26 protein-coding genes and 1 tRNA gene are annotated in these 23,992 nt (G+C 70.4%); 16 read left to right on the top strand and 11 right to left on the bottom strand.

Annotation, left to right across the window (positions count from 1 at the left end; translation table 11 throughout):
• The first annotated feature begins 26 nt into the window (after nucleotides 1-26).
• A complete protein-coding gene (locus ASD11_RS11765; RefSeq protein WP_056287351.1) occupies nucleotides 27-314 on the top strand; it encodes a DUF1905 domain-containing protein in 288 nt (95 codons plus the stop codon).
• Here the strand turns inward: ASD11_RS11765 and ASD11_RS11770 are convergent.
• Both ASD11_RS11770 and ASD11_RS11775 read right to left on the bottom strand, forming a co-directional pair.
• A complete protein-coding gene (locus ASD11_RS11770; RefSeq protein ID WP_056287353.1) occupies nucleotides 296-1,162 on the bottom strand; it encodes a DUF72 domain-containing protein in 867 nt (288 codons plus the stop codon). The two genes, ASD11_RS11765 and ASD11_RS11770, sit on opposite strands and share 19 nt — an antisense overlap.
• A 129-nt stretch (nucleotides 1,163-1,291) precedes the next feature.
• Nucleotides 1,292-1,373, bottom strand: a tRNA-Tyr gene (locus ASD11_RS11775).
• Nucleotides 1,374-1,472: 99 nt separating this feature from the next.
• Between ASD11_RS11775 and ASD11_RS11780 the strand changes: the two genes are divergently transcribed.
• From ASD11_RS11780 to ASD11_RS18165, 3 genes are all read left to right on the top strand, one after another.
• On the top strand, nucleotides 1,473-1,964 hold the full coding sequence (locus ASD11_RS11780) for a YajQ family cyclic di-GMP-binding protein (protein ID WP_056287354.1): 492 nt from the start codon (nucleotides 1,473-1,475) through the stop codon (nucleotides 1,962-1,964).
• A gap of 271 nt (nucleotides 1,965-2,235) precedes the next feature.
• Entirely contained in the window at nucleotides 2,236-2,700 is a 465-nt protein-coding gene (locus ASD11_RS11785) for a hypothetical protein (protein WP_056287355.1), read from the top strand.
• 22 nt (nucleotides 2,701-2,722) lie between these two features.
• Nucleotides 2,723-3,190: a hypothetical protein gene (locus ASD11_RS18165; RefSeq protein ID WP_156464697.1), complete on the top strand. Its 468-nt coding sequence runs from the start codon at nucleotides 2,723-2,725 to the stop codon at nucleotides 3,188-3,190.
• 83 nt (nucleotides 3,191-3,273) lie between these two features.
• Here the strand turns inward: ASD11_RS18165 and ASD11_RS11790 are convergent, their stop codons facing one another.
• Together ASD11_RS11790 and ASD11_RS11795 are read right to left on the bottom strand one after the other, a co-directional pair.
• Nucleotides 3,274-3,867 (bottom strand): TetR/AcrR family transcriptional regulator, encoded by a 594-nt coding sequence (locus ASD11_RS11790; protein WP_056287359.1) that lies wholly within the window; start codon nucleotides 3,865-3,867, stop codon nucleotides 3,274-3,276.
• A 19-nt stretch (nucleotides 3,868-3,886) separates the two neighbouring features.
• Nucleotides 3,887-4,690 carry an esterase/lipase family protein gene (locus tag ASD11_RS11795; protein WP_156464698.1) on the bottom strand — a complete coding sequence of 268 codons (804 nt, stop codon included), beginning with the start codon at nucleotides 4,688-4,690 and terminating at the stop codon, nucleotides 3,887-3,889.
• Between the two features lie 71 nt (nucleotides 4,691-4,761).
• On the opposite strand from ASD11_RS11795, the gene ASD11_RS11800 reads away from it, so the two are divergent.
• The 4 genes from ASD11_RS11800 to ASD11_RS11815 are packed head-to-tail and all read left to right on the top strand — an operon-like array spanning nucleotide 4,762 to nucleotide 9,360.
• Nucleotides 4,762-6,558 (top strand): multicopper oxidase family protein, encoded by a 1,797-nt coding sequence (locus ASD11_RS11800; RefSeq protein ID WP_056287366.1) that lies wholly within the window; start codon nucleotides 4,762-4,764, stop codon nucleotides 6,556-6,558.
• A 32-nt stretch (nucleotides 6,559-6,590) separates the two neighbouring features.
• Nucleotides 6,591-7,916 (top strand): oxygenase MpaB family protein, encoded by a 1,326-nt coding sequence (locus ASD11_RS11805; protein WP_235503309.1) that lies wholly within the window; start codon nucleotides 6,591-6,593, stop codon nucleotides 7,914-7,916.
• Between the two features lie 38 nt (nucleotides 7,917-7,954).
• Nucleotides 7,955-9,013: a hypothetical protein gene (locus tag ASD11_RS11810; RefSeq protein ID WP_056287368.1), complete on the top strand. Its 1,059-nt coding sequence runs from the start codon at nucleotides 7,955-7,957 to the stop codon at nucleotides 9,011-9,013.
• An 11-nt stretch (nucleotides 9,014-9,024) separates the two neighbouring features.
• Nucleotides 9,025-9,360 carry a DoxX family protein gene (locus tag ASD11_RS11815; protein WP_200940126.1) on the top strand — a complete coding sequence of 112 codons (336 nt, stop codon included), beginning with the start codon at nucleotides 9,025-9,027 and terminating at the stop codon, nucleotides 9,358-9,360.
• Nucleotides 9,361-9,411: 51 nt separating this feature from the next.
• On the opposite strand, the gene ASD11_RS11820 is transcribed toward ASD11_RS11815, so the two are convergent.
• The gene (locus ASD11_RS11820; protein ID WP_056287370.1) at nucleotides 9,412-10,233 is read right to left on the bottom strand and encodes a biotin--[acetyl-CoA-carboxylase] ligase; all 822 of its coding nucleotides are present in this window, start codon (nucleotides 10,231-10,233) and stop codon (nucleotides 9,412-9,414) included.
• A 51-nt stretch (nucleotides 10,234-10,284) separates the two neighbouring features.
• On the opposite strand from ASD11_RS11820, the gene ASD11_RS11825 reads away from it, so the two are divergent.
• The 5 genes from ASD11_RS11825 to ASD11_RS11845 are packed head-to-tail and all read left to right on the top strand — an operon-like array spanning nucleotide 10,285 to nucleotide 15,380.
• Complete coding sequence (locus ASD11_RS11825) at nucleotides 10,285-11,889, top strand: acyl-CoA carboxylase subunit beta (protein ID WP_056287372.1); 1,605 nt, start codon at nucleotides 10,285-10,287, stop codon at nucleotides 11,887-11,889.
• On the top strand, nucleotides 11,886-12,137 hold the full coding sequence (locus ASD11_RS11830; RefSeq protein ID WP_056287373.1) for an acyl-CoA carboxylase subunit epsilon: 252 nt from the start codon (nucleotides 11,886-11,888) through the stop codon (nucleotides 12,135-12,137). Before ASD11_RS11825 ends, ASD11_RS11830 begins: the two co-directional genes overlap by 4 nt.
• A 36-nt stretch (nucleotides 12,138-12,173) precedes the next feature.
• Nucleotides 12,174-12,818 (top strand): hypothetical protein, encoded by a 645-nt coding sequence (locus ASD11_RS11835; protein ID WP_056287375.1) that lies wholly within the window; start codon nucleotides 12,174-12,176, stop codon nucleotides 12,816-12,818.
• A complete protein-coding gene (locus ASD11_RS11840; protein ID WP_056287377.1) occupies nucleotides 12,815-13,408 on the top strand; it encodes a Maf family protein in 594 nt (197 codons plus the stop codon). The genes ASD11_RS11835 and ASD11_RS11840 overlap by 4 nt, the downstream gene beginning before the upstream one ends.
• Nucleotides 13,409-13,439: 31 nt before the next feature.
• Nucleotides 13,440-15,380, top strand: a complete 1,941-nt coding sequence (locus tag ASD11_RS11845; protein ID WP_082554317.1) for a vWA domain-containing protein — start codon at nucleotides 13,440-13,442, stop codon at nucleotides 15,378-15,380.
• Here the strand turns inward: ASD11_RS11845 and ASD11_RS11850 are convergent.
• Genes ASD11_RS11850 through ASD11_RS11860 form a run of 3 tightly spaced genes read right to left on the bottom strand, consistent with a single transcriptional unit; the run spans nucleotide 15,346 to nucleotide 18,949 of the window.
• Nucleotides 15,346-16,521 carry an acyl-CoA dehydrogenase family protein gene (locus ASD11_RS11850; protein ID WP_056287385.1) on the bottom strand — a complete coding sequence of 392 codons (1,176 nt, stop codon included), beginning with the start codon at nucleotides 16,519-16,521 and terminating at the stop codon, nucleotides 15,346-15,348. The two genes, ASD11_RS11845 and ASD11_RS11850, sit on opposite strands and share 35 nt — an antisense overlap.
• A 53-nt stretch (nucleotides 16,522-16,574) precedes the next feature.
• Nucleotides 16,575-17,771: a threonine ammonia-lyase gene (gene ilvA, locus ASD11_RS11855; protein WP_056287387.1), complete on the bottom strand. Its 1,197-nt coding sequence runs from the start codon at nucleotides 17,769-17,771 to the stop codon at nucleotides 16,575-16,577.
• The gene (locus ASD11_RS11860; RefSeq protein ID WP_235503310.1) at nucleotides 17,768-18,949 is read right to left on the bottom strand and encodes an AI-2E family transporter; all 1,182 of its coding nucleotides are present in this window, start codon (nucleotides 18,947-18,949) and stop codon (nucleotides 17,768-17,770) included. The genes ilvA and ASD11_RS11860 overlap by 4 nt, the downstream gene beginning before the upstream one ends.
• 63 nt (nucleotides 18,950-19,012) lie before the next feature.
• On the opposite strand from ASD11_RS11860, the gene msrA reads away from it, so the two are divergent.
• Entirely contained in the window at nucleotides 19,013-19,648 is a 636-nt protein-coding gene (msrA, locus tag ASD11_RS11865) for a peptide-methionine (S)-S-oxide reductase MsrA (RefSeq protein ID WP_056287388.1), read from the top strand.
• Between the two features lie 109 nt (nucleotides 19,649-19,757).
• Here msrA and ASD11_RS11870 read toward each other — a convergent pair whose 3' ends face one another.
• The 3 genes from ASD11_RS11870 to ASD11_RS11880 form a co-directional block, all read right to left on the bottom strand.
• Nucleotides 19,758-20,195: a hypothetical protein gene (locus tag ASD11_RS11870; RefSeq protein WP_156464699.1), complete on the bottom strand. Its 438-nt coding sequence runs from the start codon at nucleotides 20,193-20,195 to the stop codon at nucleotides 19,758-19,760.
• 141 nt (nucleotides 20,196-20,336) lie between these two features.
• Nucleotides 20,337-21,590, bottom strand: coding sequence for an APC family permease (locus ASD11_RS11875; protein ID WP_056288822.1), 1,254 nt, complete (start codon nucleotides 21,588-21,590; stop codon nucleotides 20,337-20,339).
• 155 nt (nucleotides 21,591-21,745) lie between these two features.
• A complete protein-coding gene (locus ASD11_RS11880; protein WP_235503311.1) occupies nucleotides 21,746-22,069 on the bottom strand; it encodes an ArsR/SmtB family transcription factor in 324 nt (107 codons plus the stop codon).
• Nucleotides 22,070-22,127: 58 nt separating this feature from the next.
• On the opposite strand from ASD11_RS11880, the gene ASD11_RS11885 reads away from it, so the two are divergent.
• Together ASD11_RS11885 and ASD11_RS11890 are read left to right on the top strand one after the other, a co-directional pair.
• Entirely contained in the window at nucleotides 22,128-23,387 is a 1,260-nt protein-coding gene (locus ASD11_RS11885; protein WP_235503312.1) for an MFS transporter, read from the top strand.
• 7 nt (nucleotides 23,388-23,394) lie between these two features.
• Nucleotides 23,395-23,931: a mismatch-specific DNA-glycosylase gene (locus ASD11_RS11890; protein WP_056287391.1), complete on the top strand. Its 537-nt coding sequence runs from the start codon at nucleotides 23,395-23,397 to the stop codon at nucleotides 23,929-23,931.
• Nucleotides 23,932-23,992: the final 61 nt, after the last annotated feature.

The raw sequence follows: 23,992 nt of genomic DNA on the forward strand, positions 1-23,992 counted from the left end.
TCGGTCCCTTGCGGTTCGATGGGGCCATGACGTTCACGTTCGACGCCCGGCTCTGGCGCTGGCGCGAGGGCTCGTGGTTCTTCGTCACCCTCCCCCACGACGTCTCCGACGAGATCGACGACGCCACCGCGGGCATGACCGGGGGCTTCGGCGCCGTCAAGGTGGCCGTGCGCGTGGGCGCCACCGAGTGGTCCACCTCGATCTTCCCGTCCAAGGAGGAGAAGTCCTTCGTGCTTCCGGTCAAGAAGGCCGTGCGCTCGGCGGAGGACCTGCACGAAGGGTCCACCACCACGTTTCAGCTCACGCTGGTGTGACCCGTCGACCGCCCGGGAAGTGCGGGGCCGAGGTCGGCCAGCCGCTCGATGAGGCCCATCGCGTCGAAGGGTGCCCGCACCTTGGTGTCGTTGTCGAAGTACGTGTAGACGTCGGCCCCACCCTCCGCCCACGCCCGGATGGTCACGGCCCACGAGTCGAGGGCCTCCTCGGAGTAGCCGCTCGCGTAGAGCTCGGTGTCGCCGTGAAGGCGCACGTAGACGAAGTCGCTCGTCACCTCGCGGATGAGGGGCCACCTCCCGGCGGTGTCCGCCACCACCACCGCGACGTCGTGGCGGCGGAGCAGGTCCAGGAAGCCCGGAGCCAGGAAGCTGTCGTGCCTCACCTCGATCGCGTGGCGGATGGGACGGTCGGCCACCGCCTGGACCCACGAGCGGCCCTCGAGCCGTTCGTCGTGGCGGGTCGCCAGCGCTGCGGCCTCCTGCGTCGTCCGGGGCAGGAGGTCGAAGAACGCGGAGAGGCGCTCCTCGTCGAGGCCCAGGGTCGGCGGCAGCTGCCACAGCACCGGCCCCATCCGGTCCCCCAGCGCGAGCGGCCCCGACGCGAAGAAGTTGGCCAGCGGGGTCTCCACGTCGGCCAGCTTCTTCATGTGCGTGATGAACCGTCCACCCTTGAGCGCGAGCACGAAGCCCTCGGGCGTCCGCTCGGCCCACGAACGGTAGCTCTCGGGACGCTGCAGGGAGTAGAACGAGCCGTTGACCTCGATGCTCGTCATCCGCTCGGCGGCGTGCTCGAGCTCGTCCTTCTGACGCAAGCCCTTGGGGTAGAAGACCCCGCGCCACGGCGGGTAGGTCCACCCCGAGATGCCGATCCGCACCGTCCCCGTCATGGTCCGGAGGTGCCCACGTGCGCTCGCCCCAACCGTCCCCCTCCGGCTTCGCGTCGCGACGATCGGGCAGGGCCCGGACGACGAAGGACCTCGGCCGCCGTGGGCGGTCGAGGTCCTTCGCGATTCCCGTGGCAGGTAGAGGATTCGAACCTCTGAAGGCGTTGCCGTCTGATTTACAGTCAGATCCCTTTGGCCACTCGGGCAACCTGCCGGGGGTCGTGCCCACGCGGTGGGCAACGAGGAGAAAGCCTAGCGCAGGCCACTAGGCTGGACGAAACCAGATCCCCGCCGACTTTTGCAGGAGCTAGCCGTGGCCGACTCGTCGTTCGACATCGTCAGCAAGTTCGACCGCCAGGAGGCTGACAACGCCCTCAACAACGCGGCCAAGGAGATCTCGCAGCGCTACGACTTCAAGAACACCGGCGCCTCCATCGAGTGGAGCGGCGAGACCGGCGTGGAGATCTCCGCCAACGCCGACGAGCGCGCCCTCGCCGTGCTCGACGTCTTCAAGGACAAGCTCATCAAGCGCGGCATCTCGCTCAAGGCGCTCGACGAGGGTGAGCCCCGCCAGTCGGGCAAGGAGGTCAAGATCTCCAGCACCTTCTCCGACGGCATCAGCCAGGAGCAGGCCAAGAAGGTCTCCAAGATCATCCGCGACGAGGGCCCCAAGGGCGTCAAGGTCCAGATCCAGGGCGACGAGCTCCGCGTCACGAGCAAGAGCCGCGACGACCTCCAGGCCGTCCAGACCCTCGTGAAGGGCGCCGACCTGGACTTCGCCGTCCAGTTCGTCAACTACCGCTGAACCTGCGAATCTGCGCAGGACAGACCGCATCCGAGCCAACGTCGGCCGCAGACGATCATCCACGAGCGGCACAGCTCCTCGTGTGCACCACCTACCGGTAGACGCCGGCCTACCCACTGACTCGTCTGCGTGGGCGGCCTACGGTTTGAACCCATCACGCGTCGGAGCTAGCCCTGGTCTTCATCCGCTGCTTCCGATACAGTCGACTGTACCGAATTCTTCGACTTCAAGGCGGTAGCCATGGGTCCAGTCATCCGGAAAGACAAGGGCCATGATCGTCTCGGCGCTGGCGGCCAGCCTCCTCGCGATGTTTGCTGCTGGTGCGGTAGCTGGAACCGCCTACAGCGCGAGCTATCGATTCGCGAAGTTCACCAAGGATGGAACCACCATCTGCGACTACCAGCGCGCTCACGTCGCTACGTCCGGCAGCTCAGCACAAGGCCGCGGTTACAACTTTGTCCGCCGGAACTCTGGGTGCGACACCCAGCATCCGCGCCCCGCTGGGTTTCTTGGCATCAGGTCGACTCTCGTCCACTCGAACGGAACCGCCTGCGAATCCACGGGCTGGCTCTACAACGGCTCGGTGGGCAGCGGGTACGACGTCGGGGCCTACGTATGGGACGACGAGAACCGCTGCCACGGCTCGGTTCGTTCCAGGGCTGCCGGACGAGCCTGGGACGGCGATGGATACATCACGACGGACTACGTCAGCTACAGCCCCTATCAGAGCTGGTAGACCAGGTATGAGGAGATCAGCCATGGCCAATTCAAAGATCACCGTCGCCGCCCTCGCACTCGCACTCGTTGGTGCCGTGTCTGGCGGATTCGCGGTCGGGTCGGCGTCCGCAGGCTCAGCGCCGACCACGACGCAGACAGACCCCGGCAGCACCCAGGCAGACGAGCCGCATGTCGATCCTGTCGCTAGCGGGACCACCCCCGACGGACGGACCTTCGGCCCTGTTCCGCTGAACGAAGAAGCGACCCCTGATCTCGTCGCGGTCTACGCCGACAACGGGAAGTTCGGCTACGCAGACAGCGCAGTCGTGCTCGGCGACGACGAGAAGGCACCCTCATCGCCAGCCGAAGCACTCGCGACACAGCGAGCGCATGAGGAGTCTGCTGCAGCCGGCGGAACATCGACCATCGAGGTTCCTGCTGACGCGCCTGACGGCGGGACCAAGATCGGCGTCTACACCGTCAGCCTGGTCTCACAGCCGAAGGACTGACCAGACAGTCCGGAGCCGGGTCCTTCTGCGCTCAGAAAACCGCGAAGAGTTCTTGCGGTCCTCCAGCTTTGAGCCGAGTGCGGTCAGGCGCGGTTGAGGGCGTCGCCGGCGATGAAGTCGAGCAGGTCGTCGATGTCCTCGGCGCTGGGCTTGGGCAGGGCGCTCTGCCCGTGCGCGAAGCCGATCCCGGCGTAGACGAGCAGGCCCGCCCGCATGCGTGCGGTGGCAGGCTCGTAGCCCAGGTCCTCGAGGGCCGAGCGCACGAGGCCGAAGACGAACTGGTCGCTCTCGGCGATGACCTCGGCCACCTTGGCATCGGTGCGGGCCCAGTCGCGCAGGGCACGCTCGACGCTCCACGAGCGGTCGTCGACGAGCCGCATCGTCATGGAGCGCAGCCGTTCGGCCGGTGGCAGGTCACTCAGGCCCGCGAGCTGCTGCAGGAGCTCCCTCGTCTGGGTGCACCAGCGCTCGGCGACGGCCTCCTGCAGGGCATCGAGGTCGCTGAAGTGCCAGTAGAAGCTGCCCTTCGTGACGTCGAGCTCTCGGCACAGGCGCGAGATCTTGACGGCTCCGACGCCCTCGTCCATCAGCAGCGCCAGGGCCCGCTCGGTCCAGTCGTCGAGCGAGAGCCTGGCTGCCTGGCCCCGTCCGCGCGGAGTGGTGGACGGCTCGGTCATGGGTCCAGCCTAGACGCGATCAGGGCGTGAGCGCCGATCGGACGGCCCGCGTGACTGCTGCCGAACGGGGCAGCAGCAGGTGGTTGACGCCGGTCACCACGATGGCTCTCGAGCCCGGCGCGACGCCGCTCGAGAACGGTTGCACGAGCACGTCGTCGGTGCTCACGACGTCGACCCGACGGATCCCCGGCGTGCGGAGGCCGCGGGCCCGGAGAGCGTTCAGGAAGTCGGAGTGGCTGATGAGCTCCCGGCACACGGCGCACACCGGATCGAGCACGAGCTTCTCGACCGCCAGCACGGTGTCGTAGCTGCCGACGTCACGGCTCAGCCGGTCCAGGCCCCCGAGACCGGCGAGGTTGGTGCCGTCCCACAGGCCGCCGATCGCCACGAAGGAGTGGACCCGAGCGCGCCGCAGAGCCGACGCCTGCAGCGTGCGCAGGGTGGCGAGCGAGCCGGCACCGTAGGCCACGACGTCGACCGAGCGGCCCTTTCGACCTTGCGCCGTCCGGTCGATGGCAAGACCCACCTGCGGTGCGCTCTGGTCGAGGGAGGCCAGACCGCCCAGCCCGACGAGGGCGAGCAGTCCCCCGGCCCCATGGTCGACGAGCACCGGGCACCTGCGGTCCGCCCGCAGCGCATCGGCCACCGGTGCGAGCGTGGCCGACGTGCCGGCGAAGTCATGCACGAGCAGGACCGGCCGCCCGGTGCACGAGGCGGCACTCGCGGCCTGCCCCGGCGGCACGAGCTGCGTCGCCGTCAGCACCGCCAGGAGCACTGCAGCGGGGAGCCGAGGGCCGACGGAGGGACGTGTGCGCCTTGTCACACCCCGGACCATACCGTACGGTATGGTCCGGAACCAGATCCTGCTCGAACCCCACCCCGAAGGAGCCCGTCATGACCCGACCCGTCTCACGGCGCGCGCTCATCGGCGGGGCCTCGGCGCTCGGCCTGGCCGCGAGCGCGACCTCCACCGGCGCGGCCGTCGCCAACCTCTCGCGGCTCCTCCCGCTCAGGAGCCCGCTGATCTTCCACTCCCCCGACGTCGCACCGTTCCGTCAGGAGCTTCCACGCCTCCCCGTGCTCACGGGACCTCGGTTCGACATCGCCGCCAAGACCACCACCCACCGCTTCCACCCGGACTGGGACCCGTCCCCAGCCTTCGGCTACGGCGGCCGCAGCTACCTCGGCCCGATCGTGGAGAACCACCGCGACGTCCCCACCCGGTTCACGATCCGCAACCAGCTGGGTGCCCACCCGTTCGCCGACGACATCGACACGTCGGTCCACGGCGCCACCACCGACCAGCGGACCAGGCCCCACACGGTGCTCCACATGCACGGCGGTGAGACGCCCGCCTCGCAGGACGGCCACCCGCACGACTACCTCGTGCCCGGCGAGTCCTACACCCACACCTTCCCGAACCAGCAAGAAGCCGCGGCGCTCTGGTACCACGACCACTCCATGGGCACGACCCGCCTGAACGTCTACGCGGGCCTCGCCTCCATGTACCTCCTGCGCGACCGCTTCGACACCGGTCGACCCGACAACCCGCTCGGACTGCCGGCCGGGGAGTACGAGGTGCCGCTCATGCTGCAGGAGAAGATCTTCACGGCGGGCGGACGACAGAGCATCCGGTCCACGCCCATCGTCCCCCAGGGGAAGTGGGAGGGCGGAGCCGTCGGTGACGTCGGCGTCGTGAACGGCGCCGTGTGGCCGCAGATGGCTGTGGCCCGCGGCCTCTACCGCTTCCGGCTCATCAATGCCGCCTCGTACAGCGTCCTCAACCTGCACTTCTCCAACCGCATGCCGTTCTGGATCATCGGCAGCGACGGCGGCCTGCTCAACTCTCCCGCCCGCACCACCGAGGTCCGCCTCGCGCCGGCAGAACGACTCGACGTCCTCGTCGACTTCTCCGGCCTCGCGTCGGGCGAGACCGTGGAGCTGCGCAACGACGAGGCACCTCCCGGCCAGGCAGCGATCCTCGGCGAGGTCACGATGCCGTTGTTCTGCCGCTTCAGGGCCACGAGCTCCCGGGGCTTCCGCGGAGCCGTGCCCACGCGCCTGCGCGGCGGGCGCAACCAGCCTGCGCTCCTGCCGCCCGTGCCGAAGCCGCAGAAGGTCCGCAACGTCACGGTCCTCCAGCAGACCGAGCTCCGCATCCCGCCTGCCGTCATGAGCCTCAACAATCTGGGCTTCGAGAGCGACGACATCGAGATGCCGAAGCAGGGCACGACCGAGCAGTGGAACATCATCAACGTCACGCAGGACCCGCACCCGATCCACATCCACCTGGTCATGTTCCGGATCCTGAACCGGCAGTCGCTCAACACCCTGGGCTACCAGCTGCTCAACCCCATGCCGCCGTTCGGAAGCAAGTGGGCGCCGTCGCCGGACAAGTACCTGCTGGGCAGCCCGGTCACGCCCCCACCGTGGGAGCAGGGCCGCAAGGACACCGTCCGCACCGACGGGAACACCGTCACGCGCGTGGTCATCCGCTGGCCCACGGCCGACGAGCTGGGCTTCGACCCCGACGCCTCGTTCATGCCGCACGGAGCCACGGCGCGCTCCACGGGACACGTCATGCCCGACGGCTCCACCCACGTCGAGCCCGTCCAGGGATATGTCTGGCACTGCCACGTGCTCGACCACGAGGACCACGACATGATGCTCCGCTTCCGCACCCCCGCCTGACCGGCTCGACCGACCACCTGAGGAGACAGTCGATGACTGCCGAGACCGTGAGCACCACCCCCGAGGCCAACGCGTCGGAGGTTGGCACCGACGACGTCAAGGGGCCGTTCAGCTCCGCCGGCGTGCGCTGCCCGACGCACTTCGGCTACTGGGAGGCCAAGGAGACGCCGACGTGGAAGAAGCGTGAGCGCCTCGCGAAGAAGGTCTTCCGGCACCAGCTCTTCCCCGACGACGACAAGGCACAGCTCCTGTGCGAGGACCTCTTCGCCGGTGACCCGGTCGCGGAGCGCTTCGTGGCCGAGGTCTTCTTCGGCGAGATCGGACCGAAGAAGGGCCGCCAGATGCTGATGCAGGCCCTCGAGGAGGGTGTCGACGCCGTGGAGGGCGCGCCCGACTCCATGAAGGAGCTCTTCGCCGAGTTCGAGAGCGTCCCGGACTGGGTCGACGTCGAGCTCGTGAAGAAGGGCGCCGAGGTCTGGCGCCGCTGGGGAACGATGCTCTTCAGCGTCGCCGGCGCCATCACCCTGGAGATCTACACCGAGGGTGCCGTGGCCAAGCCCTTGGCGCTCGCCGGTGGGTACGCAGGTGACAACGCCCTGCGCCGGTTCCTGGAGACGTCGCAGTTCTGGATCGACATGTCCGAGCCGGGCAAGATCCTGGAGCCCGGCTCGTCGGCCCGCACGACGGCGATGCTCGTGCGCGTCATGCACGTCTCGGTGCGCAAGCGCGTGGGCGAGCACCCCGAGTGGGACCACGACGCCTACGGCCTGCCCATCAGCCAGACCTACGAGCAGATGACACAGATCGGCGGCGCCGTGGCGCCTGCGCTCTCGCTGTGGCTCGCCGGCGTGCACACCACGCCGTCGGAGATGCGCGCCCTCATCCACTTCAACCGGTACATGGGCCACCTCGTCGGCGTCCAGCCCCGCTGGGCCACCCACACCATCCGCGACCAGCTGCAGGTGCTGGCCATGGCCACCGCCGCCCGCACGTACGACGCGGGCGACGCCGGCAAGGAGCTCATCGAGTCCTTCCCGGCCGCCTTCGCACCGAGGCCTGGCCAACGGGGGTTGCGCCGCCTGCGGGCCTGGTACAACCACCGCATCTACGCGGCGTACTGCGCGCTCTGGATGGCTCCGCCCACGCGCAGGATGTACGACATGCCGTCGGCCGCGTTCGGCCTCGGCGTCATCGTGCTGCGCCTGCCCTTCCTGCACACGGTCGAGATCCTGCGCCGCCTCCCCGGCCTCAAGCAGCTGCACGTCAAGGTCGTCGACCGCCACCGGCGCAACTGGCTGGAGGCCCAGATGAACGGACGCAAGGCCGCGTTCGACGCCTCCAGCGGCCTGCGCAAGTAGCTTCCTCCCCTCCCGAAGACCCGAAGAGAAGAGCACTCATGGACAAGACCATCGTCGACGCCTGGAACGGCCCGGGCCTGCGTGACGGCGAGCTCACGACCGTCACGCCGCGCGACAACGCGCTGCACGCCGTGGATCCTGCTGCCTTCGAGCACTGGTACGTCGACGCCCACCTCGACTCGGGCCACACCGTCATCGGCTTCCTGACCAAGCGTCGCCCCGAGCAGCGCCCGGGGTGCGACCCGTCGATCGAGATGCTCGTCTACTACCCCGACGGCTCGCGCCGCCAGATCAATGCCTCCTACCCGAAGGCTCAGGCGTCGTTCTCCACCGACTCGGCCGACGTGCGCATCGGCCCCAACACCCTGCGCGCCGAGCACCCGACCGAGGGACTTCCTGTCCACCTCGTCCACCTCGAGGGCGACGGCGTCGTCTTCGACCTGACCTTCACCAACGAGACGCCCAGCTGGATGCCGGGGACGGGACAGACCACCTACGGCTCCAAGCAGCACTTCGGCTGGGTGGTTCCGGGGCCGCGGGCCCGGGTCAGCGGCACGGTGGTCATCGACGGCGAGACGATCGACGCCGCCGGCATCGGCTACCACGACCACAACTGGGGCGTCGGGCAGATGCCGCGCATCATCGACCGCTGGCACTGGGGTCGCCTCTACACGCCCGACTACACGATGTTGTTCGCCACCGTCCTCACCCAGAAGCGGTGGGACCGGCACATGACGACGGCCGCGATGATCGCCCGTCACGACAAGATCCTGCTGAGCTCGGGCGAGTTCACGCTCGCCGAGGGACCCATGCCGTACGACGACACGGCCCACCGCACGCGCCCCGAGTGGATCCAGCTCACGGCGCCCGGAGAGTTCGACCTTCGGCTCGACGTCGATCGCATCTCGCACGCGCACGACCTCCTCGACGACGTGCCCGTCGTCCGGAGCCGGCTCGTGAAGCCGATCGTCCACGGACTCGTCGGGCGTCCCGGCTACTTCCGGTTCGACTCCACGTACGACCTGCGGATCACGCTCGACGGGCTCGACGAGCACCTCACCGGTCACACCCTCCACGAGATGGTGGCGCTGTCCTGAACGTCGCGGCGGTGGCCGTCGCACTGCTCACGGCGGCGGTCTTCACGAAGGCCGGCCTCGACATGGTGCTGGCCCGGCCACCCATGCCCGAGGCCGCCGCACGCCTCGGCGTCCCGCTCCCCCGCTTCCGCGCCGTCGGGGCCCTCGAGCTGGCCGGCGTCCTGGGTGTCGTCGTCGGGCTGTGGTGGACGCCGCTGGGCGTCCTGGCCGCAGGGTGCCTCGCGACCCTGACCGTGGGAGCGGCCGTGACGCACGTGCGGGCGGGCGACGAGCCGAAGGACGTCGGCCCGGCCGTGGTCTGCTGCGCCCTCGCAGCCGCCACCGCCACCCTCCTCGCGCTCCGCTGAGCGTGACGTTCGCGGGGTCAAAAGACGCCTTTGACCCCCGAGACGTCACGCTCAGCGGGGATGAGTGGGGCGGACGTGGGTGACGTCGCCGGCGCTGAGGTGCTGCCCGGCGACGACGAGACGGCCGTCGGCATCGACGTCGGTGGCCTCACCGATCAGGTCGGAGCCGTCGGGCAGCTCGACGCGCACCTCCTGGCCGAGCGTCACGCAGGCTGCCCGGTACTCCGACTGCAGACCGCTCCGAGGGTCGCCGCCGGTCGCCGTCCACGGCTCGTAGTGCCGGGCGATCTTCTCGAGCAGGACCTGGAGGACCTTCGCCCGGTCCAGTGTGTGCGCACCCTCGAGCAGCAGGGACGTCGCCGTGGGCACCGGCAGCTCGTCGGTCGTGAGGTCGACGTTGAGGCCGATCCCGAGGACCGCGGCGGGGCCGACGGGTGACTCGACCCGCTCGAGGAGGATGCCGCTGATCTTGCGGCCACTGATCAGGACGTCGTTGGGCCACTTCACCCCGGCCTCCACCCCGACGGCGGCCACCGTGTCGCGCACGGCGAGGCCGGTGAGCAGCGGCAGCCAGACCCAGGCCTGGGGCGGCACGCTCTCCGGTCGTAGGACCACCGAGACCACCACGCACGACCGAGCGGGCGTCGTGAAGGAACGGTCGAGCCGACCCCGGCCGGCCGTCTGGTGCTCCGTCGTGACCACGAGTCCCGACGGCGCCCCGGCCCGCGCGAGCGCGGCGGCGTCGGAGTTGGTGCTCCCGGTCGTCTCGCTCACGACGAGCTCGGACCACGGGGACCCGTCGCGCACGAGGGCGGTCCGCAGGGCGTCGGCGTCGAGTGCCGGCCGGGCGGGGACAACGGGGTCGGACGTCATGTAGCCAGCCTCACACACGGGGTCAGTTACGCCACGGTTACGCTAGCGCCCGTGACTGAAGCGAAGATCGAGGCCGAGATCGAAGAGAAGCCCGAGCTGCACACGACGTCCGGCAAGCTTGCCGACTTCCGTCGTCGCCGCGACGAGGCCACCATCGAGGTGGCGGCCAACGCCGCCGAGAAGCAGCACGCCAAGGGTCGCAAGAGCGCCCGCGAGCGCATCGAGATGCTGTTCGACGAGGGCACCTTCGTCGAGCTCGACGCCCTCGCGCGCCACCGCAGCCAGGCCTTCGCGCTGCAGGACAAGCGCCCTCTGGGCGACGGCGTCATCACCGGCTACGGCCAGGTCGACGGACGCCAGGTCTGCGTCTTCAGCCAGGACTTCAGCGTCTTCGGCGGCAGCCTGGGCGAGGTCTACGGCGAGAAGATCACCAAGGTCATGGACCTGGCCATCAAGTCCGGCTCCCCCATCATCGGCATCAACGAGGGCGCCGGCGCCCGCATCCAGGAGGGCGTCGTCTCGCTCGGCCTCTACGGCGAGATCTTCCGCCGCAACGTGCACGCCTCGGGCGTCATCCCGCAGATCAGCCTCATCATGGGCAACTGCGCCGGCGGTCACGTCTACTCCCCCGCCGTCACCGACTTCACCGTCATGGTCGACGGCACCTCGGGCATGTTCATCACCGGTCCCGACGTCATCAAGACGGTCACCGGCGAGGACGTCACCATGGAGGAGCTGGGCGGCGGTCGCACGCACAACACCAAGAGCGGCAACGCCCACTACCTGGCCTCCGACGAGGAGGACGCCATCGAGTACGTCAAGGCGCTCCTGGGCTACCTCCCGCAGAACAACATGGAGGAGCCCGAGGTCTTCGACGAGTACGTGGACCTCGAGCCCAACGAGGGCGACCTCGCGCTCGACACGCTCATCCCCGACTCCGCGAACGTCCCCTACGACATCCGCACGGTCATCGAGACCGTCGTCGACGACGGCGACTTCCTCGAGGTGCAGCCGCTCTTCGCGCCCAACCTCGTGATCGGCTACGGCCGGGTCGAGGGTCGCAGCGTGGGCATCGTGGGCAACCAGCCCATGCAGCTCGCCGGCTGCCTCGACATCGACGCCTCCGAGAAGGCCGCTCGCTTCGTGCGCACGTGCGACGCCTTCAACATCCCTGTCCTCACGTTCGTCGACGTGCCCGGCTTCCTGCCCGGCACGGAGCAGGAGTGGAACGGCATCATCCGCCGCGGCGCCAAGCTGATCTACGCCTACGCCGAGGCCACCGTCCCGCTCATCACGATCATCACGCGCAAGGCCTACGGCGGCGCCTACGACGTCATGGGCTCCAAGCACCTCGGGGCCGACGTCAACCTGTCGTGGCCCACGGGCCAGATCGCCGTCGTCGGCGCGTCCGGTGCGGTCAACATCCTCTACAAGAAGGTCGTGGCCGCGGCCGACGATCCCGAGGCCAAGCGCCAGGAGCTCATGACCGAGTACGAGGACACCCTGTGCAACCCGTACATCGCGGCTGAGCGCGGCTACATCGACGCCGTCATCGAGCCGTCCGAGACCCGCGCCGAGATCGTGAAGGCGCTGCGTCTGCTCAAGACCAAGCGCGAGACGCTGCCGCCCAAGAAGCACGGGAACATCCCGCTGTGAGCGAGGAGACCACGTCCGAGACGACTCCGGAGCCGGCCAAGCCGCTGCTCCGGGTCGTCAAGGGCGACCTCACGGCCGAGGAGCTGGCGGCGCTCGTGGCCGTCGTCCAGGCACGGCGTGCGGCGTCCGCCGCCGCGGCCGCGGGCCAGGTCAGGAAGCCGCGCTCGGAGTGGGGCCACCCCGCCCGCGCCGCACGCACGCCGCTGCGGGTCGGTCCCGACCAGTGGCGCCGTTCCTCCTGGGCCTGACCCCCGCCGTGCACCACTGCTTGAGATGATGGGGTCATGACGCTGCACCACCAGACCGACGTGAGCGTCGCCGACTGGTTCAGCACCGACCCCCGCACCGATCCGTCCGTGGGTCCGGCCGACTTCGAGGCCTACGTCCGGCTGCTGCTTCCGGGCCGCGACCAGGGCATCGAGGGCCACCTCGCCACCGAGGAGCTCGACCGGCTCGTCGCGGTGCTCGCGCGTCACACCGCCACCCCCGAGCGGTGCTTCTTCGGCCTCTGGGACGGCTACGGCGAGATCTACGGCGGCGAGGCCGTGGCGTTCCTGACCACCTTTGCCGGTCCCGCCCGGTGGCCCGGCCGACCCTTCCGCGCCGAGAAGCCCCGCACGCCACCGCCCCCTGCCTTCGGCCCCGACGTCATGGACGCTCCTCGGGTGGCCGTCGGGCAGCTCCAGCACCTGCTCTTCAGCGGACCGCTGCAGGAGGCCGGCCAGTGGGGCGCCCGCCCGTTCGGCCCGTCCGTGCCGCGCGAGATCAACAGCCCCAACCTCATGTGGCCGGCCGACCACGCCTGGTTCGTGACCACCCACGTCGACGAGGCGTGGGCCGGCATCGGCGGCACCGCTGCGCTCGCCCACGACCTGCTGACGACGGACGGCCTCGAGACCGTCCGCACGACGCACCCGGAGCGTCGATGAGACTCGTCCTCGCCTCGCAGTCCCCCGCCCGGCTCGCCACCCTCCGCTCGGCGGGCATCGAGCCGGAGGTCATCGTCTCGGGCGTGGACGAGTCCCAGGTGCAGAGCCACGACGCCGCCAACCTCGCCGCGGCGCTGGCCCAGCTGAAGTGCCGGGCCGTGGCACCGCAGGTCCAGGGCGACGCGCTCGTCGTGGGCTGCGACTCGGTTCTCGCCTTCGAGGGCGAGGTCCTGGGCAAGCCGGGCACCGCCGACGAGGCACGCGCCCGCTGGCGCCGGATGCGCGGGAGATCTGGGGTGCTGCACTCGGGCCACTGCGTCCGGCGCGGAGACCGCGAGGTCATCGACACGGCCTCCACCGTCGTGCACTTCGCCGACGTCACCGACGCCGAGATCGACGCCTACGTGGCCACCGGCGAGCCGCTCCACGTGGCCGGCGCCTTCACGATCGACGGCCTGGGCGGTGCCTTCATCCGTGGGATCGAGGGCGACCACCACACCGTGGTGGGCATCAGCCTGCCGCTCCTGCGCGACCTCGTGGCCGACCTCGACGTGGCGTGGACCGACCTCTGGAACCGTCCCTCGGCCTAGGAGGACACAGCCCAGGGCGGTGGTGCAGAATATGGTGCACTCAGCACGCATCCGTTCGGGGGATCCCATGCGCCTGGCCGCAGCACTCACACTCGTCACGTCCGTCCTGGCCGTCCTCTCGGTCGGTCCTTCGACAGCCGCCGAGGCCGACGAGACCGGGCGGCTCATGCTCGTCCTCGACTCGTCGGGCTCCATGAAGGAGAAGGCCGCCGGCGGCCAGACGAAGATCGCAGCGGCCAAGGACGCGCTGGGACGCGTCATCGGGGCGCTGCCCGCCGAGCAGGAGGTCGGGCTCCGCGTCTACGGCGCCAAGGTCTTCGAGCGCGGCGACGCGGGCGCCTGCACCGACTCCCAGCGCGTCGTGGACCTCGGGACCGACAACCGGGACCAGCTGCGCAAGGCCGTGTCGGCCTACAAGCCCTACGGCGAGACACCCATCGGCTACGCCCTCCAGCAGGCCGGGAAGGACCTCGGCGGCGAGGGGCAGCGCACCATCGTCCTGGTCTCCGACGGAGAGCCCACCTGCGACCCCGACCCGTGCAAGGTGGCAGCCCAGCTGTCCGACCAGGGCATCGACCTCAAGATCGACGTCATCGGGCTCGACGTGAAGGGATCGGCCCGTTCCCAGCTGCGGTGCATCGCCGAGAAGGGCAATGGCACGTACACCGACGCCCGCGACGCCGACAGCCTCGCCGAGCAGCTCACCGTGGCCCAGACGCGAGCGACCCGCCCGTTCGACCTCACCGGAACGCCGATCGAGGGGACGCCGGCGCCCGGGAGCGCGCCCCTCATCACCACCGGCCAGTACCTCGACACGATCCCCTTGGACGGCTCGCTCTTCTACCGCCTGGAGCGCACGGCCCCTGGGAGCACCTTTCACGCCGGCGTGACCTTCAAGGGCGTCACCGGGTCGTCCGGCAACGCGGTCAACCTGCAGCTCTTCGCCGACCTCGAGGGCGTCCGCTGTGGCTCCGGGCTCGCCTTCGACAACTCCGTGGGCGAGAAGACCCCGCTCATCTTCGCCACGACGTCGTCGTGGAAGTCGCAGGCCGACGATCCCTGCAACGTCCAGAAGGACCTCTACCTCGAGGTGAAGCCGGGCTTCTCCCAGAACGAGATCGCCGGACAGCCCATCGAGGTCGTGCTCTACGAGGAGCCGCCCCTGAAGGACACCAGCGGCCGCGGGCTGGCGACGGCCTCCCCGCCGACGCCGTGGCGGACGCTCGAGCCCACCACCCCCGAGACCGTGGTCCCCGGCTCCAGCATCGCCAACGCGCCGGTCGTGTCCGACGGGACCTACCAGGGCGACCTCAACCCCGGCGAGTCGCAGGTCTACGCCATCCCGGTGGGATGGGGACAGGACGTGCAGGCCCAGCTCGACGCCGACCTCAACCCGGCGGTCCTCAAGGCCGCGGCCGTGGGCAGCGACATCGAGGTCCACTTCATCGGGCCCGTCCACGACGACAGCGCCGTGAGCTTCTTCGCCAAGGAGCCCGAGGACTGGACCGCCGGCGCGCTCGGGAACCTGCGCGACGGCACCCAGCGATTCAGGACCGGTGCCCAGACGCAGCCGATCGCCTACCTCAACCGCGCCGCCAACAGTCCCGCCGTGAAGGGCGCCTCGGTCGCGGGCCTGCGCTACGTCGAGGTGACCTTCAACGTCCGAGGCAACGAGGCCAACCTGCCGTACCGCCTGACGCTCAAGACCAACGGCACCGATGGCGACGGCGCGCCCACCTATGCCGACGTGAAGGGGCTCGAGGCCCCCGCTGCGGACTCACCGCTCGTCGTGGCCGAGCCCGCAGCCGGTCCCGAGAAGGCGACGAAGGCCGCGAGGTCCGCAGACTCGTCGTCGAAGGACGGGGGGTTCCCATGGCTGCCCGTGGGGATCGGCGCGGCCGTGCTCGTGGCGGTCGTCGCGGCGGCCGCCGTGACGATCACTCGACGGGCAGGCCGAGACCGCGCGCGATGAGCATCCGCTGGACCTCGCTCGTGCCCTCCCCGATCTCGAGGATCTTGGCGTCGCGGTAGAAGCGGGCCACCGGGTACTCCTCCATGAAGCCGTAGCCGCCGAACACCTGCGTCGCGATGCGCGTGGCCGAGACCGCCGCTTCCGACGTGTAGAGCTTGGCGATGGAGGCGGCCTGCTTGAACTTCGCCTGCGGCGCACCCGCGTCCTTGAGGGCGGCAGCCTGGTACGTGACCGTCCGGGCCACCTCGGCCATCACCTGCAGGTCGGCGATCTGGAAGGCGACGCCCTGCTTGGCGCCGATGGGCTTGCCGAACGTGGTGCGCTCCCCGGCGTACTGGACGCTCAGGTCGAGGCACGCCTGGATGCAGCCCACGGCGAGCGCCGCGATGGCCACGCGGCCGTCGTCGAGCGTGGCCAGGAACTGGGCGTATCCACGACCGCGCTCACCGAGCAGGTGGTCCTCGGGGACACGCACGTCCTGGAAGCTGAGCGGGTGGGTGTCCGAGATGTGCCAGCCGAGCTTGTCGTAGCCCTGCTCGGCCACGAAGCCGGGCGTCCCCGCGGGAATCGTGATGGTGGAGATCTCGGCCGAGCCGTTCTCCCGCGTGCCCGTGCGGGCCGTCACGGTGACGAGCGAGGTGATGTCGCTGCCGGAGTTGGTGATGAACTGCTTGGCGCCGTCGACCACCCACTCGCCGCCGTCGAGCACGGCCTTGGTCTTGGTGGCGCCCGCGTCGGACCCGGCGCCGGGCTCGGTGAGACCGAAGCCGGCGAGCCGCTGCCCGGCCACGAGGTCGGGCAGCCAGCGCTCCTTCTGCTCCTGGGTGCCGAACGTGAGGATGGGGTTGATGCCCAGGCCCACCCCGGCCTCGAGCGTCACGCCGAGCGCCTGGTCGACGCGACCGAGCTCCTCGATGGCGACGCACAGGCTCGTGAAGTCTCCGCCCGACCCGCCGAACTCCTCCGGGGCGGTGAGACCGAAGAGCCCGAGGTCGCCCATCTTCTGCACCACGTCGGACGGGAAGTGGTGGTCCTTGTCCCACTGCGCCACGTGGGGGGCGATCTCCCGCTCGGCGAAGTCGCGGACGACGCGACGGAAGTCCTCGTGGTCGGTGGACAGGGAGAAGACGGGTGCAGCCATGCCCCGATGCTAGCCCATTGGTTAATGCCTGTTAACCGAGCGTGCGCGCCTTCTCAGACCACCCGGTGGCCCAGCTGCGGCAGGCGCTCGACCACCTCGGCGCGGTGCGCCGGGCCCCGCGTGGCGACGTTCACCGACACCTCGACCTCCCGGACACCCAGGCCCTCGGCCTCGCGGTCGTGGGCCACGTCGAGCACGTTGACCTGCATCGAGGCGAGATCGGTGAGGAGCCGCATGAGCTCGCCGGGACGATCGGTGAAGCGCACCCTCAGACGCATGAACCGGTCGGCCGCCGAGAGCCCGTGCCGGATCACGTCGAGCAGGACGAGCGGGTCGATGTTGCCGCCCGACAGGACGGGGACCACGGGTCCCTCGAACCGCGAGGGGTCGTCGAGGAGCGCGGCGACCCCGGCAGCGCCCGAGGGCTCCACCAGCATCTTGGCCCGCTCGAGGAGCCCGATGAGTGCGGTGCTCATGGAGTCCTCGCTCACGGTGAGGACGTCGTCGAGCTGGTCGCGGATGACCTCGAACGGGACGACGCCGGGCTCGGCCACCGCGATGCCGTCGGCCATGGTCTGGCCCATCACACCCGCGACGGGGTGCCCCGCGGCCAGGGAGCCGGGGTAGGCGGACGCCGACTCCGCCTGGACGCCGACGACCTTGACGTCGGGGCGGCGCTCGCGCAGCAGCGAGATGCCTGCGGCCAGCCCGCCACCGCCCAGGGGCACGAGCACCGTGCGGACGTCGGGGAGCTGCTCGATGATCTCCAGGCCCACCGTGCCCTGCCCGGCCAGGATGTCCTCGTGGTCGAACGGGTGGATGAGCACTGCCCCGGTGCGCTCGGCGAAGGCCCGCGCGTGGACCAGCGCCTCCGTGACCCCCGTGCCGGCGAACTGGATGTCGGCGCCGTATCCACGGGTGGCGGCGACCTTGGGCAGGGCCGCTCCGTCGGGCATGAAGATCGTGGCCCGGGCGCCCAGCAGCGAGGCAGCGAGTGCCACGCCCTGCGCGTGGTTGCCCGCACTGGCAGCCACCACGCCGAGCGCGCGCTCCTCGGGGCTCAGCCGCGCGATACGGACGTAGGCGCCGCGGATCTTGAACGACCCCGTGCGCTGCAGGTTCTCGCACTTGAGCTGCACCTGGTAGCCGGCCTTGGAGCTGAGCCAGCGGGAGTGCTGCAGCGGCGTGCGCTCGACGACGTCGGCCAGCAGCGGCCGGACGGCCTCGACGTCGGCGAGCCGGACGCTCACGACTCCTCGGTCTCTTCCGCGCGGGCCTCCGCCGCCACGACGTCGCCGGCCTCCGGACCGTCGCCCGGCGGTTCGTCGGGTGCGGGGTCCTCCGGCAGCCCGTCGTCGTCGAACGGTGTTCCTGCCTCCTCCGCGAGGTGGCGCACCACGCTGTTGAGACAGGCCACCGTGGGGACGGCGACGAGGGCGCCGACGACGCCGGAGATGCTCACGCCGGCAGCGATGGCGATGATGATGGCCAACGGGTGCACGGCCACGAACCGGCCCAGGAGGAACGGCTGGAGCACGTGCGACTCGAGCTGCTGCACGAGGACCACGACGAGCAGCATGAGGAGCGCCGTGATGGGCCCCTGGGCGACGAGTGCCACGAGCACCGCCACCATGCCGGACAGGAGTGCGCCGAGGATGGGCACGAAGGCACCGACGAACACGATCGCGCCGATCGCGAGAGCGAGGGGCACCCCGAGGGCCCAGGCGCCGAGGGCGATGAAGACTGCGTCGGTCAGGGCCACGAGGACCGTGGCCCGCACGAACGCCGTGAGGCTCGTCCAGGCGGCACCTCCGGAGCTGTGGACCCTGGCCCGGGCGGCCTTGGGGAAGAGCAGCACGAAGAAGGCCCAGATGCGGTCTCCCTCGTAGAGGAAGAAGAACGACGCGAAGAGCGCGATGAAGAACCCGGCCAGGAAGTGGGTCAGGGAGGTGCCGACCGCCGCGAGCTTGTCGACCGCTCCGTCGCGGCCGAAGGTGGCGATGGCGTCCGAGATCTTGTCGACGTAGGTGTTGAGCTGGTTGTCACTGAGCTGCAACGGCCCGTCGTGCGCCCAGTCCTGGACCTGGTCGATGCCCTCGATCACCTGGGCGCGGAGGTCGTCGAACTGTCCGGCCAGCTGGGCACCGACCAGCACGATGAGCCCGGCGAAGCCCAGCAGCATCGTGAGGACGACCACGAAGGTGGCGGCGACGCGCGGCAGACCCCGGCGGTCGAGCCAGTCGACGGCCCCGATCGTGAGAGCGGTGCCCAGCAGGCCGACCGCCAGGGGCACCGTGACCTCGGAGAAGAAGCGGAGGAGCCAGAAGATCCCGAGACCTGCGGCGGCGATGACGACCATCCGCCAGGCCCACTGGGTGGCGATCTCGACGCCGATGGGCACCTCGTACCGGGGTTCGCGAGCACTCACGTCTCGGAGCCTACGGGAACAGGCGAGCACCGCCCGTCGTTGAAGAGGCCGAGAGGTGATCGCATGTTCTTCAACAGCAGCAAGACCCAGCTTCCCGACGCGACCAACGCCCTGCCCGGGCGACCGACCCGGCGGTTCCGCCTGAGCGGCCAGCACCTGGTCACGGGCAACCCCCTCGAGACCGACGGACCCGAGGGCTTCGGCATCGCCGTCTTCGGTCTCGGGTGCTTCTGGGGCGAGGAGCAGACCTTCTGGCAGGTGCCGGGCGTCTGGTCCACCACGGTCGGCTACGCGGGCGGCGTCACGCCCCACCCCACGTACGAGGAGGTGTGCACGGGTCGCACCGGGCACGCCGAGGTGGTCCGCGTGGTCTTCGACCCCGCCCAGGTCTCCTACGCCGACCTGCTCAAGGTCTTCTGGGAGAACCACGACCCCACGCAGGGCATGCGCCAGGGCAACGACCGGGGCTCGCAGTACCGGTCGATCATCCTGACGACCACTCCCGAGCAGCAGGCCGAGGCCGAGTCGTCCAAGGCGGCGTACCAGAAGCAGATGACCAAGGCCGGCTACGGCGAGATCACCACGTCGATCAAGCCGCTCGAGGACTACTACTACGCCGAGGAGGCTCACCAGCAGTACCTGGTGAAGAACCCCTTCGGCTACTGCCCGCTCCACGCCACGGGCGTCAGCTACGCCTGACCCGCCCCGGGCGGACGACCCGATTTGTGACCTTGGTGCTGTCATTCAGGCCGAATGACAGCAGCAACGTCACGAATCGGGTGGGACGTCAGTAGACGACGAGCGTCGGCTACCTGCGCAGCTTCACCACGCACGCCGACCGGTGGCGTCGGTGGCACCCGGCGTCGACCACGACCCGGTCCCCCAGCGGCGCGGCGAGGTCGAGCACGACCGACCGCTGCGCGCCCACGTCGCTGCAGCTCGTCGCGAACGAGCGCGCAATGACCGAGACCCGCACCTGGTGCTCGTCCTCGCTGAACGAGACCGAGCGCTGGTCCTCGCAGTCGCTGCCGATGTAGCCCACCTCGACCATGGAGCCCTGGAGCTCCTCGGCCCACCCGAGGCTCTGGTGCTCGCCGAGGCTCGACCAGCCCGCCACGAGGAGCCCGGCCACCACCACGCTCGCGATCGGCAGGACCAGCAGGAGCCGTCCGGAGCGGCGCGCCAGCCACACCACGACGGCGAAGAGCCCGAGGACGAGCAGGATCAAGCTGGACGGGCCGGGCACCGACCAAGATTATCGAGACGAGGGTCCGCTCCGCTGCGGTACGCCGAAGGTCAGCGGAGACTCCTGAGGGCGACAGTCGGCGTCGCGCCCACGATCACCGTGAGGACGAGCATCTTGGGCCAACCCCTTCCCATCATGGGCTCACGGTGTCCGGTCGGCTCTCTGCCGGACGACCTCGCGGACGAGCAGCCCGCCCAGCACCGCTCCTCCGGCGACCAGGACGTCGCCACCGGGGAGCGACAGCGCGAGCACGGCGCAGGCGGTGACGCCGACGACGTCGAGCCAACGGGGCAGGAGCCGCCGCGGAGGCGTCTGGCGCCAGGCCGAGACGTGGGCCACGCCGTAGTAGAGCAGGACGGCGAACGAGGACAGCGCGATCGCGTGCTGCACCTCCCCCACCAGCACGATGACCACCACGACGGTCGACGTGGCCAGCTCGGCCCGCTGCGGGACGCGCCTCGTGGGGTGGACGTGCGCCGCCCACCGAGGCAGGTCGCCCACCCGCGCCATGGCGAAGGAGGTCCGGCCGAGCCCGGCCGACAGCGCCAGCAACGCGCCGAGCGAGGCCGACGCCGCGCCGACCCGCACCACGGGCTCCGCCCAGCCCGCGCCGGCAGCGACGACGGCGTCGGCGAGGGGCTGCGTCGAGCCGGCGAGGACCTTGATGCCGAGCGCGTGGAGCACGGCGACCGTGACCGCGACGTAGACCACCAGGACCAGCAGGAGGGACCGGTCGACGGCTCGCGGGATGGTGCGGGCGGGATCGACCACCTCCTCCCCGAGCGTCGCGATCCGCGCGTAACCGGCGAAGGCGAAGAAGAGGAGCGCGGACGCCTGGAGGACGCCTCGCGCACTTGGCATCGCGGGGTCCTCAGGGGCGTGGGACGGACCGGTCAGCGCGACCGTCACCACGAGCGCCAGCACGAGCAGCGTCAGCGCGGCCAGCACGACAGCCGCCGTGGCGGTGCGCTCGACGCCGAGACAGTTCAGCGTCGTCACGGCCACCACGAGGGCGACGGCGAGCACGGTGCGCCACGTGCCGTCGCTCCCGAGGAGGTACGTCGCGGCGACGAGTGCCATCGCAGCGCACGACCCGACCTTGCCCACCAGGAAGGCCCAGCCCGCGACGAAGCCCCACCGTGGACCGAGCTCGGCCCGCGCGTAGGCGTGGACCCCGCCGGCCACAGGATGCTGGGCTGCGAGCTGGGCCGTGGCGCGGGCGTTCAGGAGAGCCACGACCGCGGCCAGCACGAGCGCGCCCGCCAGCCACGGTCCGGCTGCGGCGGCGGCCGGACCGAGCACCACGAAGACTCCGGCGCCGAGCATGGAGCCGACGCCGATGGCCACCGCTCCGAGCAGGGACAGCCGACGGTCGAGGGGCTCAGGTGCTGACACGGCCGACACCTTAGCCGCGCAGGACGTACACGAGGCGTCACGATGGACCCATGCCTGGGTTTGTGGCCCGGCCGGAGCCGAGGTCGGCTTCAGCTGCTGGCCGCGCGGTTACGCCACCCCCGTGGTCCTGCCCCAGGAGTGAGGGTCGCGTGGGCTCAGTCGAGCGCGGTGACGATGGAGGTGACGACGCCGGGGAGCGCCTCCTCCAGCTCGTCGCGTCGCAGCGTGTGGTGCACGACGCCGTCGACGTAGCTGCGCCGGGTGATGCCGGCCTCGCGCAGCGTCTTGAAGTGATGGCTGGCCGTGGACTTGCTCACGCCGTCGTACAGGGCGGAGCAGCGCACGGGACCGTCGCCACCGGCCGCGAGCCTGCGGACCATCTCGAGCCGGACCGGGTCGGCCAGGGCCTGGAGGACCGTGTGGAGGTCGGCGACGGGCGCCACCGTGTCGGTGGCGTCGACGGGGGTGTCGAGAGGCACGTCACGCTCCTGCGGGTTTGACGATGATCGAACTCGGTCCTAGGCTGATGCTTGTTCGATGCTCATCAAACTTATCACGCGAACCGAGATGATCATGTCGCTCGAGACCACCCGCCCCGCCCCCCAGCGCTGGGCCTACCCGGTGCTCCTGGCCATCCTGGTCGTCGGGCTCGGCACGTCCGGGGCACCCGCTCCGCTGTACGGCATCTACGCCGCCGAGTGGGGCTTCGCGCCGCTCACGACCACCATCGTCTTCGCCGTCTACGCCGCCGCCGCGCTGGTCGCCGTGCTGGTGACGGGTTCCATCTCCGACCGTTACGGCCGCAGGCCCGTGCTCCTCACCGCGGTGGGGCTCATCCTGGTGGGCCTCGTCGTCTTCATGACCGCGCAGGACGTCGAGATGCTGATCATCGCTCGTGGGCTGCACGGGTTCGGCGTCGGCGCCACCGTCGTGGCCGCCACGGCGGCCCTGCTCGACCTGCGCCCCGACGAGGGCGAGAAGACCGGCCGTCGCACCGGAGTGGCCTTCAACGTGGGCATCGCCGTCGCGATCCTCGGCACCGCCTTCATCGCCGACCTGGGTCCGGACCCGCTCGTCACGCCCTACGCCATCCTGGCCGCGCTCTCCGCCGTCCTGTTCCTGGCGCTGCTCGCCATGCGCGAGACCCACTCCGACCACCGGGCCGCGACGCTCCACGTCGCGCGACCGCACGTGCCGGCCTCCATCCGCCACCACTTCCGGTTCTCGGCACTCGGCGTGATGGCGTCCTGGAGCGTGCTGGGCGTCTTCCTCTCGCTGTACCCGTCCATCGCGTCACGCGCCGTCCACGCCGACCACGTGCTGTTCGGTGGCACCGTCGTGGCGCTCTCGGCCGGCTCGGCCGCGATCATCCAGGTGTTCGCGTCGCGCTGGCCGGCCAAGCCGGCCGCCATCGTGGGCGACATCGGCACCGCCGTCACCCTCCTGCTCGCCATCCCGGCGGTCGACTCGGGCAACGGCTGGCTCATCGCCATCGACTCCGCCGTCATGGGCCTGTTCTTCGGGCTGGCGTTCGGCAGCTCGCTGCGCCACCTCACGCAGCACATCCCGGCCGAGCACCGCGGCGAGGTCATGTCGGCCTTCTACGTGCTCGCCTACGGCGCCATGGCCGTGCCCACGCTCGTCGCCGGCTGGGCAGCCACCGTGTGGGCGCCTGACGACATCTTCGCGCCCTTCATCTCGGTGGTCGCTGTCGCCTGCTTGAGTGCCGGGCTGCTCGGCCTGCGCACCCCCGACGCCGATCCCGTCGAGAGCGAGCCGGCGCCCGTCGCCGCATGATGGGGAGATGACCACGCCGGAGCCCGTTCCCGACCTCCTCGGGGACGGGCTCCGACTTCTCCTGGTGGGCATCAACCCGAGCATCCTGAGCGGACTCACCGGCTACCACTTCGCACATCCCGGCAACCGTTTCTACCCGGCTCTCGTGGCGGCCGGCATCATCACCGCCACCGACCCGGCCGTCGCCACCGAGCAGCTGCGGACGGCCGGCGTCGGCATCTCGAACCTGGCGGTCCGGCCGACCGCGAAAGCATCCGAGCTGTCCGTGGACGAGCTGCGGGAGGCCCCGGCCCGGCTCGAGGGCCTCGTCCGACGGCTGACGCCGCGGGTGGTCGCGGTGGCGGGGGTCTCGGCCTACCGGGTCGCCTTCTCCGACCGCACCGCGCGAAGGGGGAGGCAGCCGGTGGACCTGGGCGGCGCCGAGCTCTGGGTGGTCCCCAACCCGAGCGGCCCGAACGCGCACGAGACCGTCGCCAGCCTCGCCGCGGCCTACGCCGAGGTGGCCGATCGCGCCGGGATCCATCGTTCGCTGCCGGCGAACTGATTGGCCTTGGCTCAGCGGAATTGAGTCGCCTACTATCAAGTTGATCAGAGTGAACCCGGTC

The organism is Aeromicrobium sp. Root495, assembly GCF_001426755.1.
In the GTDB taxonomy this organism is placed as follows: Bacteria; Actinomycetota; Actinomycetes; order Propionibacteriales; family Nocardioidaceae; genus Aeromicrobium.

Excerpts from the sequence above, each read along its gene's own strand:
- ASD11_RS11800 (WP_056287366.1), top strand. The coding sequence starts at position 4,762 with ATGACCCGACCCGTCTCACGGCGCGCGCTCATCGGCGGGGCCTCGGCG.
- ASD11_RS11835 (WP_056287375.1), top strand. The coding sequence starts at position 12,174 with ATGACGCTGCACCACCAGACCGACGTGAGCGTCGCCGACTGGTTCAGC.
- ASD11_RS11810 (WP_056287368.1), top strand. The coding sequence starts at position 7,955 with ATGGACAAGACCATCGTCGACGCCTGGAACGGCCCGGGCCTGCGTGAC.
- ASD11_RS11820 (WP_056287370.1), bottom strand. The coding sequence starts at position 10,233 with ATGACGTCCGACCCCGTTGTCCCCGCCCGGCCGGCACTCGACGCCGAC.
- msrA (WP_056287388.1), top strand. The coding sequence starts at position 19,013 with ATGTTCTTCAACAGCAGCAAGACCCAGCTTCCCGACGCGACCAACGCC.
- ASD11_RS11845 (WP_082554317.1), top strand. The coding sequence starts at position 13,440 with ATGGTGCACTCAGCACGCATCCGTTCGGGGGATCCCATGCGCCTGGCC.
- ASD11_RS11850 (WP_056287385.1), bottom strand. The coding sequence starts at position 16,521 with ATGGCTGCACCCGTCTTCTCCCTGTCCACCGACCACGAGGACTTCCGT.
- ASD11_RS11805 (WP_235503309.1), top strand. The coding sequence starts at position 6,591 with ATGACTGCCGAGACCGTGAGCACCACCCCCGAGGCCAACGCGTCGGAG.
- ASD11_RS11785 (WP_056287355.1), top strand. The coding sequence starts at position 2,236 with ATGATCGTCTCGGCGCTGGCGGCCAGCCTCCTCGCGATGTTTGCTGCT.
- ASD11_RS11765 (WP_056287351.1), top strand. The coding sequence starts at position 27 with ATGACGTTCACGTTCGACGCCCGGCTCTGGCGCTGGCGCGAGGGCTCG.
- ASD11_RS18165 (WP_156464697.1), top strand. The coding sequence starts at position 2,723 with ATGGCCAATTCAAAGATCACCGTCGCCGCCCTCGCACTCGCACTCGTT.
- ASD11_RS11840 (WP_056287377.1), top strand. The coding sequence starts at position 12,815 with ATGAGACTCGTCCTCGCCTCGCAGTCCCCCGCCCGGCTCGCCACCCTC.
- ASD11_RS11890 (WP_056287391.1), top strand. The coding sequence starts at position 23,395 with ATGACCACGCCGGAGCCCGTTCCCGACCTCCTCGGGGACGGGCTCCGA.
- ASD11_RS11770 (WP_056287353.1), bottom strand. The coding sequence starts at position 1,162 with ATGACGGGGACGGTGCGGATCGGCATCTCGGGGTGGACCTACCCGCCG.
- ASD11_RS11885 (WP_235503312.1), top strand. The coding sequence starts at position 22,128 with ATGCTCATCAAACTTATCACGCGAACCGAGATGATCATGTCGCTCGAG.
- ASD11_RS11790 (WP_056287359.1), bottom strand. The coding sequence starts at position 3,867 with ATGACCGAGCCGTCCACCACTCCGCGCGGACGGGGCCAGGCAGCCAGG.